Annotated in this window: 20 protein-coding genes; 1 reads left to right on the top strand and 19 read right to left on the bottom strand. The window is 41.6% G+C overall.

Annotated elements, in window-relative coordinates:
- Window positions 1–85: 85 nt before the first annotated feature.
- The 15 genes from atpE to prfA all read right to left on the bottom strand — a co-directional run bounded on the left by atpE (window position 86) and on the right by prfA (window position 11548).
- A complete protein-coding gene (atpE, locus tag EBQ12_RS06540) occupies window positions 86–298 on the bottom strand; it encodes a F0F1 ATP synthase subunit C (protein ID WP_003214968.1) in 213 nt (70 codons plus the stop codon).
- A 48-nt stretch (window positions 299–346) separates the two neighbouring features.
- Window positions 347–1081, bottom strand: a complete 735-nt coding sequence (gene atpB, locus EBQ12_RS06535; protein WP_007497637.1) for a F0F1 ATP synthase subunit A — start codon at window positions 1079–1081, stop codon at window positions 347–349.
- A 7-nt stretch (window positions 1082–1088) separates the two neighbouring features.
- Entirely contained in the window at window positions 1089–1472 is a 384-nt protein-coding gene (locus tag EBQ12_RS06530) for an ATP synthase subunit I (RefSeq protein WP_007497639.1), read from the bottom strand.
- Window positions 1473–1970: 498 nt separating this feature from the next.
- Window positions 1971–2600 (bottom strand): uracil phosphoribosyltransferase, encoded by a 630-nt coding sequence (gene upp, locus EBQ12_RS06525; RefSeq protein ID WP_003214553.1) that lies wholly within the window; start codon window positions 2598–2600, stop codon window positions 1971–1973.
- 147 nt (window positions 2601–2747) lie between these two features.
- Window positions 2748–3995, bottom strand: a complete 1248-nt coding sequence (gene glyA, locus EBQ12_RS06520) for a serine hydroxymethyltransferase (protein ID WP_024718755.1) — start codon at window positions 3993–3995, stop codon at window positions 2748–2750.
- A 176-nt stretch (window positions 3996–4171) separates the two neighbouring features.
- Entirely contained in the window at window positions 4172–4711 is a 540-nt protein-coding gene (locus EBQ12_RS06515) for a TIGR01440 family protein (RefSeq protein ID WP_060832724.1), read from the bottom strand.
- A gap of 12 nt (window positions 4712–4723) precedes the next feature.
- Window positions 4724–5173, bottom strand: a complete 450-nt coding sequence (gene rpiB, locus EBQ12_RS06510) for a ribose 5-phosphate isomerase B (protein ID WP_003214714.1) — start codon at window positions 5171–5173, stop codon at window positions 4724–4726.
- A 141-nt stretch (window positions 5174–5314) separates the two neighbouring features.
- A complete protein-coding gene (locus EBQ12_RS06505; RefSeq protein WP_017360042.1) occupies window positions 5315–5773 on the bottom strand; it encodes a low molecular weight protein arginine phosphatase in 459 nt (152 codons plus the stop codon).
- Window positions 5774–5836: 63 nt separating this feature from the next.
- Window positions 5837–6391: a manganese efflux pump MntP gene (locus EBQ12_RS06500; RefSeq protein WP_052320298.1), complete on the bottom strand. Its 555-nt coding sequence runs from the start codon at window positions 6389–6391 to the stop codon at window positions 5837–5839.
- Between the two features lie 60 nt (window positions 6392–6451).
- Entirely contained in the window at window positions 6452–7504 is a 1053-nt protein-coding gene (locus EBQ12_RS06495) for an L-threonylcarbamoyladenylate synthase (RefSeq protein WP_081091415.1), read from the bottom strand.
- Between the two features lie 161 nt (window positions 7505–7665).
- The gene (locus EBQ12_RS06490; RefSeq protein WP_007497650.1) at window positions 7666–8109 is read right to left on the bottom strand and encodes a GNAT family N-acetyltransferase; all 444 of its coding nucleotides are present in this window, start codon (window positions 8107–8109) and stop codon (window positions 7666–7668) included.
- 63 nt (window positions 8110–8172) lie between these two features.
- The gene (gene spoIIR / locus EBQ12_RS06485) at window positions 8173–8823 is read right to left on the bottom strand and encodes a stage II sporulation protein R (protein ID WP_017360045.1); all 651 of its coding nucleotides are present in this window, start codon (window positions 8821–8823) and stop codon (window positions 8173–8175) included.
- Between the two features lie 163 nt (window positions 8824–8986).
- Window positions 8987–9466: a hypothetical protein gene (locus EBQ12_RS06480; RefSeq protein WP_017360046.1), complete on the bottom strand. Its 480-nt coding sequence runs from the start codon at window positions 9464–9466 to the stop codon at window positions 8987–8989.
- 137 nt (window positions 9467–9603) lie between these two features.
- A complete protein-coding gene (gene prmC, locus EBQ12_RS06475; RefSeq protein ID WP_017360047.1) occupies window positions 9604–10491 on the bottom strand; it encodes a peptide chain release factor N(5)-glutamine methyltransferase in 888 nt (295 codons plus the stop codon).
- Window positions 10481–11548 (bottom strand): peptide chain release factor 1, encoded by a 1068-nt coding sequence (prfA, locus tag EBQ12_RS06470; RefSeq protein ID WP_017360048.1) that lies wholly within the window; start codon window positions 11546–11548, stop codon window positions 10481–10483. Before prfA ends, prmC begins: the two co-directional genes overlap by 11 nt.
- 210 nt (window positions 11549–11758) lie before the next feature.
- Between prfA and racA the strand changes: the two genes are divergently transcribed.
- Window positions 11759–12310 (top strand): chromosome-anchoring protein RacA, encoded by a 552-nt coding sequence (gene racA, locus EBQ12_RS06465; RefSeq protein ID WP_060832727.1) that lies wholly within the window; start codon window positions 11759–11761, stop codon window positions 12308–12310.
- A 34-nt stretch (window positions 12311–12344) separates the two neighbouring features.
- Here racA and EBQ12_RS06460 read toward each other — a convergent pair whose 3' ends face one another.
- The 4 genes from EBQ12_RS06460 to rpmE form a co-directional block, all read right to left on the bottom strand.
- Window positions 12345–13301: an AEC family transporter gene (locus EBQ12_RS06460; RefSeq protein ID WP_007497662.1), complete on the bottom strand. Its 957-nt coding sequence runs from the start codon at window positions 13299–13301 to the stop codon at window positions 12345–12347.
- A gap of 91 nt (window positions 13302–13392) precedes the next feature.
- Entirely contained in the window at window positions 13393–15093 is a 1701-nt protein-coding gene (gene malS / locus EBQ12_RS06455) for an oxaloacetate-decarboxylating malate dehydrogenase (protein ID WP_024718762.1), read from the bottom strand.
- A gap of 279 nt (window positions 15094–15372) precedes the next feature.
- Entirely contained in the window at window positions 15373–15975 is a 603-nt protein-coding gene (locus tag EBQ12_RS06450) for a thymidine kinase (protein WP_007497666.1), read from the bottom strand.
- An 87-nt stretch (window positions 15976–16062) separates the two neighbouring features.
- On the bottom strand, window positions 16063–16263 hold the full coding sequence (rpmE, locus tag EBQ12_RS06445) for a 50S ribosomal protein L31 (RefSeq protein ID WP_003215407.1): 201 nt from the start codon (window positions 16261–16263) through the stop codon (window positions 16063–16065).
- Window positions 16264–16288 lie beyond the last annotated feature (25 nt).

The raw sequence follows: 16288 nt of genomic DNA, 5'->3' as shown, positions 1-16288 counted from the left end.
AAGAAACAAAACATAAAGGAATGGCGAAGTTTCGAACTAATCTGATCTTCGCCATTAAAATTCATATTAGAACGCTTCTCACATATTAACCAAAGAATGCCAAGAATGCGATAACGACAGCGATAATTGGAAGTGCCTCAACTAAAGCTACCCCGATGAACATAAGTGTTCTTAGTTCTCTACCAGCCTCTGGCTGACGAGCGATTCCTTCAACTGTTTTAGATACGATTAGACCGTTACCAATACCTGCTCCTAGTGCTCCTAAACCGATTGCAATTGCTGCTGCTATTAAATTCATTAAAAAGCTCCTCCTTTAAAATAACGTCCTTTTTGGACTCTCAATTTTTTAGTGTTCGTCGCTGACTTTATGGGAGATATACACCATTGTCAGCATGGTGAAGATAAATGCCTGGATGGTTCCGACAAACAAACTGAATGCCTGCCATACAATCATCGGCACGATGGCACCTAATGTACCAATGATACCTAGTGCAAGGTTTTGCGAATAGAAATTAGTCGCAAGTCCTGCAAGTAAACCAAGAAGAATCTCTCCAGCGAAAATATTTCCATAAAGACGCAAACCAAGTGTTAATGTGTTTGCAAATTCTTCAATAATTTTCAGCGGTACTAAAAGTGGGATTGGTCTAAAGTAGTCTTTTGTATATTCCTTGACTCCTTTTGCTTTAACACCATAGTAGTGTGTCAATCCCATGACCATAACCGCTAGTGTCATTGTGATTGCAGGATCAGCAGTTGGTGATTTCCACCATAAGTTGTGATCGACCGTAATCGAGAATGGCAGTCCAAGCATGTTTGAAACAAATATGTACATGAGTAATGTAACGCCAAGCGCTAGAAATGGGGCTCCTGTTTTCATGTCCATCGAACTACCTATGATATTTCGAACAAAATCAACAATCCATTCCATGAAGTTCTGCGCCTTTGTCGGACGAATAGCCAGAACACGAGTAGTCAGCACCGCTATGAGAAGAACGATGATACTAGCAATCGTAATCATGAGAACATTGGATAAGTTGAACGTTAACCCTAAAAATTCTGTAGTTTTTGAACTGTGACCCAAAGAGTATTCACCTCTCTTCCATAGTAGAACGTTTAAGTTGAATGAAGGAATCTATCATAATGACAGGATATATTGTCATTAATCCTATAACAACACCTGCCAGATGAACTTCGTTAGGGTAACGCCAAGCAATCGCTACTGCGAGAATTGCGTTGGCCCACCTGGCTGTACTTCCCATTGAACGAATAGATTTTCCTTTTTTAACTGCTCGATCAAAAGCATGCATTCTCCGAATAAGCAGGAATAAATTAAAGAAAGCAAAAATTGTGCCGATAATGAAACCAAGAAACAGTGGTTTAAAACCAGGCATGGCATAGCCAAACACAAAAATTGCCAATAAATAGAACATATATTTACTCTGTCTGCGGAAAATGACGTTTGGATCGTTCATTCATCTGACTCCCGATGAAAAATATTGTAAAAAAGGTGATAAATGGTGATGAAAACTGCGTAGAAGACGCTTATGATAAGCCGTCCTGTTTGAAAAAAATCAATCACCCATCGGTCTAATTGTGCAATCAGACTTGAAATCTTTAGATCTATGGGATTCTGCTTCATTCGCTGATACAAACCCTGATTATTAAAGGGTTCACAATGAGGATTAGTAGAGTGCTATAGGCTATGAAAACCTTACCATAATACCCTCGTTTAGCATACAATAGCGTCTATGATGTGTCAATCCGTTGAAAGTTAAAAAACTTTTCTATAATGAGAGAGCACACAAAATGTTCACAATTTCATCAAACTTTAGGAGAGTTGTGACATTCATGCAAAAAAACTGCTAATGTTCAGTATACATTGATTTTTCTAAGAACGATATCAACCGTTTGTCATATTTTTCAAAAAAGCCCACATGCACGTTTGCATGTGGGCTTTTCATGAATCATTCTTATTTTGTTCCATACATACGGTCACCAGCATCACCAAGACCTGGGATGATGTAACCTTTTTCGTTTAACTTCTCATCTAATGCCGCAATGTAGATATCAACATCTGGATGATGTTTTTGCATTTCTTCTACACCTTCTGGCGCAGCAATCAGACACATGAAGCGGATGTTTTTCGCACCGCGTTTTTTCAAACTGTTTAATGCTTCTACTGCTGATCCGCCCGTTGCAAGCATTGGGTCTACTACGATAAATTCACGCTCTTCCACATCAGATGGAAGCTTCACATAATATTCAACAGGCTTTAATGTCTTCGGATCACGGTATAAACCGACATGTCCCACTTTGGCAGCTGGAATGAGTTTCAAAATCCCGTCTACCATTCCAAGACCTGCTCTTAAAATCGGCACAACTCCGAGTTTTTTACCTGAGATCACGTTTGATTTAGCGACTTGTACAGGTGTTTCTACATCTACCTCTTCAAGCGGTAAGTCTCTTGTGATTTCAAATGCCATTAATGTTGCGACTTCATCCACTAGCTCTCTAAATTCTTTTGTTCCTGTATGAACGTCACGAATATATGTAAGTTTGTGCTGAATAAGCGGGTGATCAAATACATAAACCTTTGCCATTGCTTGCTACAACTCCTTTTCTGTCATCTTCCGGTGAACTTTGCACACTTCCTACAATTCTACATAAAAAGACATCATCTTTCAATATGATTCGCAAATCCTACAAAAAAAACCCACATGCCAAAAATAGGCAAATGGGTCTGCATCTTAATAATCTAATTCTTGATATAGAGGGAAACGAGCTGTCAGATCAGATACACGCTTTTTCGCCTCTTCTAATTTCGCTTCATCTTCATGATGTTTCAGCGCAAGCGCAATGATGGAACCAACTTCTTTCATCGCTTCTTGATCGAAGCCACGGCTTGTCACTGCTGCTGTACCTACACGTACACCACTTGTAACAAATGGTTTCTCTGGATCATAAGGAATCGCATTTTTGTTCACTGTGATACCAATTTCATCAAGAACGTTTTCTGCAATTTTTCCTGTAATGCCAAGAGAGCGCAAGTCGATGAGAACAAGATGGTTATCTGTTCCACCAGATACAAGCTGAATATCCTCAGATAAAAGTGTTTCAGCTAGTTGTTTTGCGTTATCAATCACGTTTTGTGCATATGTTTTGAAATCTCCGTTCAATACTTCACCGAAAGAAACAGCTTTTGCAGAGATCACATGCATGAGTGGTCCACCTTGAATACCAGGGAAGATCGATTTGTCGATCTTTTTACCAAACTCTTCACGGCATAGAATCATTCCGCCGCGAGGTCCGCGCAATGTTTTGTGAGTTGTCGTTGTCACAAAATCAGCGTAAGGAACTGGATTTGGATGAAGACCTGCTGCAACAAGACCCGCGATGTGAGCCATGTCCACCATAAAGTAAGCACCGACTTCATCGGCAATTTCACGGAACTTTTTGAAATCAATTTGACGTGGGTAAGCACTTGCACCCGCTACGATTAGTTTCGGCTTATGCTCACGTGCTTTTTCAAGTACATCTTGGTAGTCGATATGTTGTGTTTCTTTATCTACACCGTATTCTACAAAGTTGTACTGTACGCCGCTAAAGTTTACAGGGCTTCCATGTGTTAAATGCCCGCCATGTGATAAGTTCATGCCTAGCACTGTATCGCCATGCTCAAGGATTGTAAAGTATACGGCCATATTCGCTTGAGCTCCTGAGTGAGGCTGTACGTTCACATACTCAGCGCCAAAAATTTCTTTTGCGCGGTCACGTGCGATATCTTCTACAACGTCTACATGTTCACAGCCGCCATAGTAGCGTTTACCAGGGTAACCTTCTGCATATTTGTTTGTTAAGACAGAGCCCTGCGCTTCCATGACTGCTTCGCTTACGAAGTTTTCTGATGCAATTAATTCGATTTTGTCCTGCTGGCGTTTCCGCTCTAGTTGAATTGCTTTGAATACTTGTGCGTCTTGCTCAGGTAAATGTTTCATCAGCGAAATCCTCTCCAATCTATTTCCATTCGATGTTTTCACCATCTCATTGTACACGGTTTTTGAGTAAAATGTAAAAGTTTTTTTGGAAAATCGACTTCTTTTTTATGAAAACCCGAATATTCAAAGGGTGAAGCGTCTTCATCATTCAACATTATATTAGAAATATATCCGAACTATGATCTTGTATAAACGGCTCGTTCTCCGCCAATCAGCTTTGGACGAGTTTTTGCAAACGTCACATGTGCTTGTCCTAATTGATGACGGCTGAGACGGATCGGTACGGCTACCCGCTTTAAGTGCATGCCGATGAATGTATCACCGATATCAATCCCTGCATGCGCTGAAATGGATTCAACCAGCACAGGGTGTTCCATTTGCTGATACGCATGAGCCGCCATAGAACCACCCGCCTTACGGACAGGTACAGCCGCTACAATCTCTAAGTTAAGCCGGTACGCCACCTCTTCTTCCACAACGAGGGCACGATTCAAATGCTCGCAGCATTGGAAAGCCAATTCGATTCCTGTCTCGCGTCTCAGTTGATCGAGCTCTTGATAAATAGCTTCAGCAATTTGCTCACTTCCCGCTGTCCCAATGTGCTCGCCAGCCACTTCTGACGTACTGCAGCCAATCACTAAAATGTGGCCGGCTCGCAGTTCAACTGTTTGATGAAACTCTTTTAACATTTCAAGCCAATCTTGACCAATGTTCATGTTAAGCGCTCCTTACAGGTGCTTTTCTTCGTAATCAGCGATTTTACCAATCCGCACAGCATGACGTCCTGCAGTAAATTCTGTTGTCAGCCAAATGTGAGCAATCTCTCTTGCCAATCCTGGTCCAATGACTCGTTCTCCCATCGCAAGAACATTTGTATCGTTATGTTCTCTCGTCGCCTTTGCACTGAATGTATCATGCGCCAGTGCACAGCGGATGCCTTTCACTTTGTTTGCTGAAATGCTCATACCAATACCTGTCCCGCAAATCAAAATGCCACGATCGACTTCTCCGTTTGCCACCATGTTGGCTACAGGAAAAGCATAGTCTGGGTAGTCTACAGAACCTGATCCACATTCACAACCCATATCAATGTATTCAATCTTTAATTCATCCATTAATTGTTTGATTTCTTCACGAATATTCGTTCCGCCGTGATCGGATGCAATGGCTACTTTCATCGGGCAATTCCTCCTAAGGGTGAGTTGATCTGTCATGTCTTACATTCATTCTTTATTTACAGTTATATTTTAACCTCTGCCTAGTCATTTGCAAACAAAAGCAGAAAAACCGTTTGCGCAACGGTTTTACAGGTTGTCCATTTATGAGGATTTGTGATCCTGTTTAAGCTTTTTAGCAAGTTGATACAATAGCGTTTCTAGTTCATCTCGTGTCTCCTGATAAATGGAGAGACTCCCTCCAAATGGATCCGACACGTCACCTTCTGATCCTGTCGCAAATTCTTTTAGAGTGAAGACCTTGTCTTTCACATGAGCATATTGCTCCACAATCAACTGCTTATGCTGAATCGTCATGGTGAAGACATAATCTGCTTCATGAAGAAGTTCTTCTGTTAGTTTAGATGATGAGTGATTCAGTGGAATGCTTTTCTCAAATAATGCTTCGACTGCTTGAGGAGAAGCCTTCCCTGCATCAGAGGCGAAGATGCCCGCTGATTTTACAGTGACCTGTAAGCCTTTTTCATCTGCAATGGAGGAAAAAAGGGCTTGAGCCATCGGACTTCTGCAAGTATTTCCCGTACAAACAAATAAGATATTCATCTTTCGACCTCCTTTTCTTCTATTATATAGCATTTCATTCTACATGTTATGTAAGGAGACTGGCTAGAGCGGAAATAATAATTTGATTCCAAAGGCTAGTAAAATAAACCCGCCAAGCGCACCGCTATATGAACCTACCCATGACCGAACCTGTTTACCGAGTAATAATCCAAGCCATGTGAGCATCATACTAAAAAAGCCAAACAATAAAATGGTCATCAACACCCGAGAACCGTAAATCCCCAGGCTTAAGCCAACGGAAAAACTATCTAAACTCACACTTGTTGCAAAAAGAACGAGACCGGCCCCAACAGGTGCGATAAATGGCTTATCTTCTTTTCGGATAGAAGCGATGATCATTTGCAGACCCAGCACCAAAAGCAGCGCCCCGCCAATATAGGTTGCTAGGAGCCCAAGCCAGCCAGATAAAAGCTGACCTGTCAGCATGCCAAAAAGAGGCATAAACATATGAAATATCCCAATGACAAGTCCAATATAAAGGATCTGGCGGAATCTCAGCTGAATCATCCCCATGCCGAGTCCAACCGAAAAGGCATCCATTCCAAGTGCAAAAGCCATGATACTGAGTGTCAGCAATTCGCCAGCTAGTTCATTCATGTAAATCCCCCTTGGACACGCATTCTCCTTTAACCTATGTTTGTCCAAGAGAGGTTAGAACTATTTGAACGAAGAGAGGGTACGCCCTCCTGCCGCTTTTTGCAGACGGTTCATGATCGCAGAACCCACTCCCTGCTCTGAGAAGGCTTCTGAAATGATCAAGTCTACATCCGTTTCATCAAATTGTCTCAGCACACGATATAAGTTTGCCGCAACCGTTTCAGGCTTTTCTCTCCATCCACAGCTAAAGATAACATCTGCCGCAAACCATTCCTTCTTTTCTTCTGTCGTCAGCACACCTACTTTTAGCCCTTCAGCTCGGTACTTCTGAATGTGCAGCTGCATGTCTTCATCACTTCCATGAAATATATACATTTGTGCTTCAGGTGCATAATGTGTGTATTTCATTCCCGGCGATACAGGCGCCTCATCCTTTTTCGTCAGCCCTGGATCTATGTTGACTGTTCCTACGACCTCTTCTAACGCTTCTTTTGTAATACCGCCCGGCCTTAAGATCACTGGAATCTCGTCTATACAGGATACAACCGTTGACTCCACGCCAATACCTGTTGAACCACCATCGACAATGCCAGCAATTTTCCCATCAAGATCACTCGCGACATGATCCGCAAGTGTCGGCGACGGTTTTCCCGAACGGTTGGCACTAGGCGCGGCAATTGGCAGACCAGCTGCTCGGATGAGTTCAAGCGCAACAGGATGATCAGGCATTCTTACGCCTACTGTAGATAAACCTGCCGTCACCTGCTTTGATAATGTGCCCGGCTTACAAGGTAGAACAATGGTGAGAGCGCCTGGCCAAAAAGCATCCATCAGCGCTGTTACTTTTTCATTTTCTATTTGCGCAAATTCATGAAGCTGTTGAACATCCGCAATGTGAACAATCAACGGATTATCACTTGGGCGTCCTTTCGCTTCATAAATTTTCTTCACAGCCTCTGTCTCTTTTGCATTTGCCCCTAGTCCATAAACCGTTTCTGTCGGAAAAGCGACCACTTCATTCTGTCGCAACAACAGAGCTGCTTGTTCAATTTGTGGATAGTATGTGGATAAATCCTTTTTAAAATCCACAGACCACCTTTTTGTATTTAACATCATACAAACTCCTTTTAAAAAAGATAAAACTGTTGATATATCTCAATTATCCTTTTGAAAGTATAAAAGATGATGCTAAATAAAACAAGCGTTGTCCACAATTTGTGGATAACGCTTGTTTTACAGTGGATAAGTATGTGAATAAGTCCGGTGTTTTGTGATTAACTAGCTGTTTTTTGCAGCACAACCGCCTGCTCTTTTCCCAATGACTCTTTTGCATGCGCAGATACCCACACACTTTCTGGGATTTCCTCTATAGGCGTAAAGCCCATCAGCGCTAAAAAATCATGCGAAGAGGAGTGATTGGCTACAACATAAAAGGTGTCCACACCTTGTTTTTCCCCTAGCGTTTGAACACTTTGGAACAGAGAAACGATATGCCCCTGACCCAGTTTATCTGATATCACAAGTGATCTTAGCAATCCTTCTTGTTCATTTAGTCGTTCAAGACCTAAACAGCCTGCAAGCTCACCGTCTGCATCTTCCATGACCACAAATGACGTACGCTCTGCAATCGTCACCCCGCCTTTTGCTTGGCCTTTTTCAAGAAAGGCATTAATGGCCGGGGCATCTTCTTCTGTCGCTATTCTTAATTGATAATACATGCTTTCACCTCTTTTTGTTCTCTTACTTCAACTCTATGAGGCAAAAACAGATTTAGACCTTTTTTAAGAGAAAAGACTAGAGACCCATTCGAACAGAAAGAATTTCACTTCACCCGTCTCTTCTTCTTTTACCACTTCATTGACAGATTCATTTGATGGCTCTGCGGCTACCTGCTCTTTATCATCTCCTTCTGGTGAGGCGATCGCTTCTCCGTTTGAAAAATCGATAAAGCAGAGAGGTGGGAATAACACACACCACCAATTGGCTCCGTCTCCTTCCCCTAACGTAATCAAAATGGCTTCATATTTCCCAGCAGGATAAACAAAGTTGCCATAAAGCTTTGTTGGAAATGAGGCTTTTTGAAAGCTGACCGATACGGATTGATCAATGTGTTGTTCCTTTAATTTTGCTTTGGCGATACGATTGATGTCTGGAAGCTTTGAACGAATTACACGTCTGGCTTCTTCAATGGATGTGAGGTCTTTCACCCACTCTGTTATATTGGCATTGACCTCATCTCGAATACTTCGTTTCACATCTTGATCTGCCGACTGGTCACTGTTGGCTAAAATGCGTAAACGAATGGCTTCATCTGGAATCACAACAGGCTGATTAGCAGAAGCAGCCGCCGTCTCCTCTTTTCCAAGGTTTGCAAAAGCACCACATAATAATAGAAACATATAAAGACAAATCATCATTTTACTTTTGAACATGATGTGTTCCCCCCACTTTTTCTCTTCGCTACAAACATTGTGTCCAGGAAACGCATCTCGTAAACAGCAAAAATGATTTTTTTAATAGATTATGAGTAAAAAGCAACTACATGAGGTGAGCGAATCAATGTTTTTTCTGCATGCAAAAAAGCCATTCAACAACTTATGAACGGCTTTTTAGTGAGGATTGGTAATCGGAAGGGTACAATCTCCCATCCCAATCTCGGCTGATTTTTAAACCCGAATCTGTTTTGATGACTGTCATTGCGCCTTTTTTCTCAATTTCCTTTTTGACCTTTCCTTTATGGTCAATAAATTGAATGATCATTTCATAGTCAAATTCAATCCTGTCATCGCTTTCATCTGAAGGTGTAAACGTAATTTTTTTCAGTTTAATTTGACAATCTTGATCTTTTGCTGCTTCTAATACACTTGGAAACATGCTGTCTTGTGTATATTCTTGATACTCATGCTCGGTTAAATAATCCTTCAACTTCTCCTTCATGTCAGATAGGTCATCCGTCCGATTCACTGTGTATTGTGCTTTTTTATAGTTTTCCCCAAATGCTGCTGCTTCTTTTTTAAAGCTCGGTTTACCGCAAGCACTCACAATCAATAGTACACTGACGATGACCAACACCATCGCATACCTTCTGTTCACACCATTCGCTCCTTCAAAACAAATTTATGTAAAAAATCATGATCAGAATGTTCATTCTTCTATATATACGTTTCCCTTTTACCATAAGTTTCATCTTTACATAATAAAATAGTCCGACTTTATTCAGCCGGACTTCCGTTTTGAATGTGTGCGCAAACCGCTCGATCCTTTCCGTTGATGTCCTTGATGATATGAACATCAGCTGAAGGGAACGCCTGCAAAAGAAGCGCTTTTACATCTTGTGCTTGTGTATGTCCTATTTCAAAGACAACCACCGCTTGCTGATGAAGTACCTTGTGGAGATCACAGGCGATACGCTCATAAAACCACAGGCCATCACGCCCATCTGTCAGCGCATTGACAGGTTCATGCTTTGTGACAACCTCTGATAAACCATCCATTTCTTCTGCCGCAATATAAGGCGGATTGGAAATAAACACATCGACTTTGATGCCTTGAGCCATAATCGGTTCAAGTAAATCCCCTTGGACAAAATGAACGTCTGCACCAAGCGCTTCTTGATTTCGCTTTGCTACTTCAAGTGCTTCATGTGAAATATCCGTCGCTGTCACAGTGAGAGATTCTTTTTCAAGAGCTAACGTAATCGCAATTGCACCGCTACCTGTTCCTACATCAACAGCTTTGAGCGGCTGATCATCAGGAAACACACGATTCATCATGTTCAATGCCGCCAGCACCACTTCCTCCGTTTCAGGACGAGGAATCAGAACGTGTTTGTTTACCTCAAAAGGACGCCCATAAAAAAATTCAACACCCGTTAAATGCTGCACAGGCACTCCACGCTTGTGCTGCGCGACGAACTCGCGGAATTGTGAATCTTGCTCCTCTGGCAGTGGATCATGAAAACGGGCAAGAAGTTCACTTCTGCTCCATCCAAGCACATGCATCAACATTAACTCTGCTGCGTTTTGGTCTCTGCCCGCTTCCTTTAACAAAGAAGAAGCCCATTTAAGGGCTTCAAAGATCGTTCGCTCTTTATTTTGCATTTTGAAGTTTTCTTGCTTGGTCTTCCATAATTAATGCATCAATGACCTCGTCAAGTTTTCCTTCTAAAATTTGATCAAGCTTTTGAATCGTCAATCCGATACGGTGGTCCGTCACGCGGTTTTGCGGGAAATTGTACGTACGGATACGCTCTGAACGATCCCCTGTTCCAACAGCAGATTTACGGGTTTGGTCATATTCAGCTTGTGCTTCACGCTGGAATTTATCATAAATTCTCGCACGCAAAACTTTCATCGCTTTTTCTTTGTTTTTGATTTGTGATTTCTCATCCTGACAGGAAACCACTACACCTGTTGGAAGGTGAGTCAAACGAACAGCAGACATTGTGGTATTAACACTTTGTCCCCCTGGTCCGCTTGATGCGAATGTATCCACACGAATATCTTTTTCGTGGATATCAATTTCAACTTCCTCAGCCTCAGGTAATACAGCAACTGTCGCAGTTGATGTATGAATACGGCCGCCTGACTCAGTTTCAGGAACACGCTGCACGCGGTGTGCACCGTTTTCAAACTTTAGTTTAGAATATGCACCTTTACCGCTAATCATAAAGATGATCTCCTTATAACCGCCAGTTCCAGTGACACTCGCTTCCATGACTTCCGTTTTCCAGCCTTGCATTTCAGCATAACGGCTGTACATACGGTACAGGTTTCCTGCAAACAGCGCAGCCTCTTCTCCGCCCGCTGCACCACGAACCTCCACAATAACGTTCTTATCGTCATTTGGATCTTTCGGGATGAGCAAGATTTTCAGCTCGTCTTCTAAACGTTCTGTTTCATCTGTGAGCTCTGAAATTTCTTCTTTGACCATGTCGCGCATGTCGGCATCCAGCTTATCCTCAAGCATGGCTTTCGCATCACTTAGCTGATCGTATGCCGCACGATATTGTCTATATACCTCAACAGTTTCTTGAATATCAGATTGTTCCTTCGAGTATTCGCGAAGCTTCTTAGGGTCGTTCACCACTTCAGGGTCACTTAAATATTCATTTAGCTTTTCATAGCGTTCTTCAATTGATTTTAAACGGTCTAACATGGTCTTCACCTCTGTTTTGTGCGTAACAGTCTAATTATAGTATAGCGGGGTATGACAGTCAAAAAAATTTCCAAAACAATTGATTTTCTGCAATTTTTCACTAGAAAACACGATCTTTGGCGATTGGTTACTTGTTTTGTCTAACGTGAAGGAACGGATGCTCCCGAAAGAGAATGGTACTTATAATTGAAAAAAGGGAGGGCATTTGGTTTGAATACAAATGAGGTTGCAAAGGAAATTGGTGTATCTTCAAAAACAATTCAGCGCTGGGTCAAACAGCTCAACATCCCTGTCGCCCGGAATGAACTTGGACATTACGAATTTCACGATGATATTGTCCAGCTGCTCAAAGAGGTCAAACACCAAATGAACGAAGGTGTGATTTTCCATGACATTAGACTGCCGATCCATGAAGAAACCGCCCAGCAATTATCACCTGCTGTAGAAACTTCTGACTCATCAAAACGGATAGAAGCCTTAGAAGAACAAGTGAAACAGCTCCTTCAAGAGCAATCACACGTCAGTCATATTGAAGCGCGTTTTCAAGAAATGGAACGGAAACTCGCTAAGAAAGCAGATGAAGGTGTCTCCTACCAGCTCCTCCAGCACAGAAGAGAAATTGAAGAATTAACTGCAAAATTAGAACGCCTCACAGCCACATTGACAAAACCAAAACCATCAAAAGAAGAAGAAAAGGAAAAGGCACATCCCGAAATGAAAAAAAAGCGTGTGCTCTTCCCTCTGTTTCATTCATTTCGCTAAGAAAGGCTGCCTATAAGGCAGCCTTTCTACTATATTATACGGTAAGTGCAATAATGATCGGTAATGTAATGAGTGACATGATCGCACTGATCACAAATGCCGATGCTGTTTCTGCTTCCTGTTTCTCAAATCGAGTGGCGATCATGGCCGCAACAGCTGAACCTGGGAAGGCAACAAGCAATACAGCTTTTGTAATTTCATCCGCCGAAAGACCCATAAGAATGGCGATAAAATACATAAGTAACGGTTGTACAGCTACTTTGAGCAATGCGATACTGAAAGCTGGTAAGCTCAGTTTAATTTTGCGGATACCGACTGTGACACCGACTGCAAAGAGCGCAACCCCTGATGTCACACTTCCGATTTCCTCTAGCATTTCATGTCCGATTTCAGGAAGTTTAAATCCTAAAAGAACAAGAATGATACTTGCTAACGGTGCAAGCGCAAGCGGCTCTGATAAACCGTGCAAAATCGCTTTCGTCGTCATTTTTAGGAAACTTTCGCCGTCTTTGGCTTTTCCTTTTGTTTTTTCACCGACAGTTGACACAATAATAGCAATTGGATCAAGCAATGCATTTACAACTATTCCGGTAATAGCAATCGGAATTGCAACTTCTTGAGCCCCAAATAAACTACCCAAGACCGGAATCCCCATAAATGCAAAGGTCGGTTGTGCTGAGTTTAATGAGAAAACAGATGAATCTGTTAAATCATATTTAAAAGCAAATTTCGTAACTAAAAGGATAATGATATAAAAGCCTACGATTCCGAGAATCAATGCAACGAAAAATGGAATTTGACTATAGAATTTATCTTTTGGAGTTGACAGAATGCTGGCGATAAAGTGCGCTGGCAAAGCATACTTTGTAACAAGTGTACTTACACCTTTTGCAGATTTAGCGTCATAGCTGCCGAAGTTCCCTGCGAACCAACCCAGCGCGATAACGAAAAAAATCGGTGCTAGGAGGATCAAAATATTTAAAAAGTCCATCTTACTATTCCTCCTTGAATCCTTTACATGTTTCTTATTTTATAGCGGCATTGCTTACATTACCCGAAACAATGCCGCATTACACATTTTATTATGCTCTTACAATTTTTTTATATTCAGGAATCCACATAGCATCTTTCACAGCTTGTTCGATGTTGTCAGGCGTTCTTCTTGCGACACCATCTTTAATTGCTGCTTTTGCTACTTCAACAGCTACCTTGATTGATACTTCTTGCAATTTATCAATGCTTGGAAGCAGTCCAGCGCCTGGTTTTTCATGATCAACCATTTCAGCGATCGCATTTGCAGAAGCAACGAACATGCCTTTTGTGATAATTTTTGATTCCGTTACGATTGAACCAAGACCAAGTCCAGGGAAAACGAACGCATTGTTTGATTGTCCGATTTCATGTTCAATTCCGTTATACTCGACATTTTCGAATGGGCTTCCAGTTGCAACAAGCGCACGACCGTCTGTCCATTTGAATAGATCTTCCGGTACTGCTTCAGCAAGTGGAGTTGGGTTAGACATCGGCATGATCACTGGACGCTCTGTATGAGCTGCGATTTCTTTAATAATTTCTTCAGTGAATGCGCCACCTTGACCTGATGTACCAATAAGAATGGTTGGCTTCACCTTGCGAACAGCTTCAGCAAATGAGATTTGTCCTTTTTCATCACGAGCCCAGCCTTCTACTTCATCAGAAGAACGAAGGTATGGTTTTTGGAAATCAAGCACTTCATCTTCAAACTGATCTGTTAGCAATCCTCTGTAGTCTAACGTCCAGAATGCATTGTTTGCTTCTTCTTCACTTAGACCTTCAAGAACCATTGTGTCACGCATTTGATCGGCGATTCCGATTCCAGCTGATCCAGCTCCGAAAATCATCACACGGTGATCTTTCAATTGAGTACCAGTTTTCTTGACAGCTGCAAGAACACCCGCTAAAGTAATGGCACCAGTACCTTGGATATCATCATTAAATGTTAAGATGTTGTCGTTGTATTTTTTCATGATGTTACGCGCATTTTTGTTTCCAAGGTCTTCCCAGTGAAGCAATGCTTTCGGGAAGAATTTAAGCGCTGCTTTTACATACGCATCAATGAACTCTTCGTATTTTTCACCTTGTACACGTTTGTGGTGGTTCCCGATGTACAATGGATCATTCAATAATTTCTCATTGTTAGTTCCAACATCTAATACAACTGGAATCACGCGGCTTGGATCAATCCCTGCTGCAGCCGTGTAAACAGCTAATTTACCAATTGCGATGTTGATACCACCAACACCCCAGTCACCAATTCCAAGAATACTCTCAGAGTCAGTTGCTACGATGAGGTCGATGTCGCCTGCTGTTGCATGTAAGTTTTCAAATGCTTTCTCAATACCGTCAATGTTGTCGATTGAAAGGTAGACACCATGAGGTCTTCTGTATTCATGGCTGTATTCTTGAATCGCTTCACCAACAGTTGGTGTGTAAACAACAGGAAGCATTTCACGAAGCTTGTCCGTTAGAAGCTTATAGAATAATACTTCGTTACGGTTTTGCAAATCACTTAAGTATACGTTTTGACGAAGACGATCTGGCTGAGCTAGAAATTGCTTGTATGCTCTCTCTGCTTGCTGTTCTAAAGTCAGAACAGTTGGAGGAAGTAATCCTTCTAGTCCAAGCTCTTGTCTTTCTTCTTCAGAGAAAGCAACGCCTTTGTTCAACGTTGGAATCGATAATACATCTTTACCTGTCAAAGTGGTTTCGAGGTACCCTTCTTTTGTTTTCTTCACGTTGTTCATCAAAAACTACCCTCTTTCTAAAATATAAATAAAGTGAACTATTAATACAAAGAACGATCAAGGAGAAAAATCCTTAATCAAAAAAATTATGACAAGAAATCGAACTTTTCGTTTAAATGCTTTACACTACAGTTAGTCATTTTATGCCTGCTTATACCAAAACGCAAGCGTTGAAAATTAGATAATTTTTTCGTAGCGTTATTTAATTTATTTAAGTACAAATGATGGGTGTTCAGCCAAAATCTCGAAAAACGAAACACAGCGGCATTTGCTATTTTTTTAATTGTCAAGTGTTGTACCAACATCTAATTTTGGTACTTCATGGTGATGTCTGCATCGTGCTTCGTATGATTCCTGCGCACCTACTAAAATAATGGGATCATCATAGGATGCGGGTTTACCGTCGATCAAGCGTTGTGTTCTACTCGCTGGGGAGCCGCATACCGAACAAACTGCCTGAAGTTTTGTTACAAGCTCTGCACATGCCATTAAATGCGGAACAACACCAAATGGCTCTCCTCTGAAGTCTTGATCAAGGCCTGCAACAATGACTCGGTAGCCTTTATCAGCCAACTGAGTGACAATATCAATGATTGTCTCATCAAAAAATTGCACCTCATCAATGCCAATGACATCGGTTCGTTCTGATATGTGCGTTATTATGTCTTTTGGTGAGGTTACTGCAATCCCATCGACCGATGAACCGTTATGTGACACAACTGAGCTTGTGCTATACCGGTTATCAATCGCTGGTTTGAATATTTTTACTTCTTGTTTGGCAAAGGTGGCTCTTTTGGCTCTCCGAATCAATTCTTCCGACTTTCCAGAAAACATACTTCCGCAGATGACTTCAAGCCAACCGCTTTGTTTCATCACATACATAAGGTCTTCTCCCCCGTTTTAAAGTTCCATCAATCCACGTAAAAAAACAGGCAAGAACGGATTCCTGCCTGTTTATTGTATCTATTATTACTTAAGACCGTATTTTTTGTTAAAGCGGTCAACACGTCCATCAGCAGAAGCGAATTTTTGACGGCCTGTATAGAAAGGATGGCACTCAGAGCAAATCTCGATGCGTACCTCTTCTTTTACTGATCCAGTTTCAAACTCATTTCCACAAGCGCATTTGACTGTAGCTTTTTTGTAGTTAGGATGAATTCCTGTTTTCATCTACTGTCATCTCCTTCCGCCCTGA

The organism is Bacillus sp. 2B09 (assembly GCF_003946835.1).
Classification (GTDB): domain Bacteria; phylum Bacillota; class Bacilli; order Bacillales; family Bacillaceae; genus Bacillus; species Bacillus altitudinis.
Note: the sequence above shows the minus strand (reverse complement) of the source record. Positions and strands in the feature narration are given on the sequence as shown.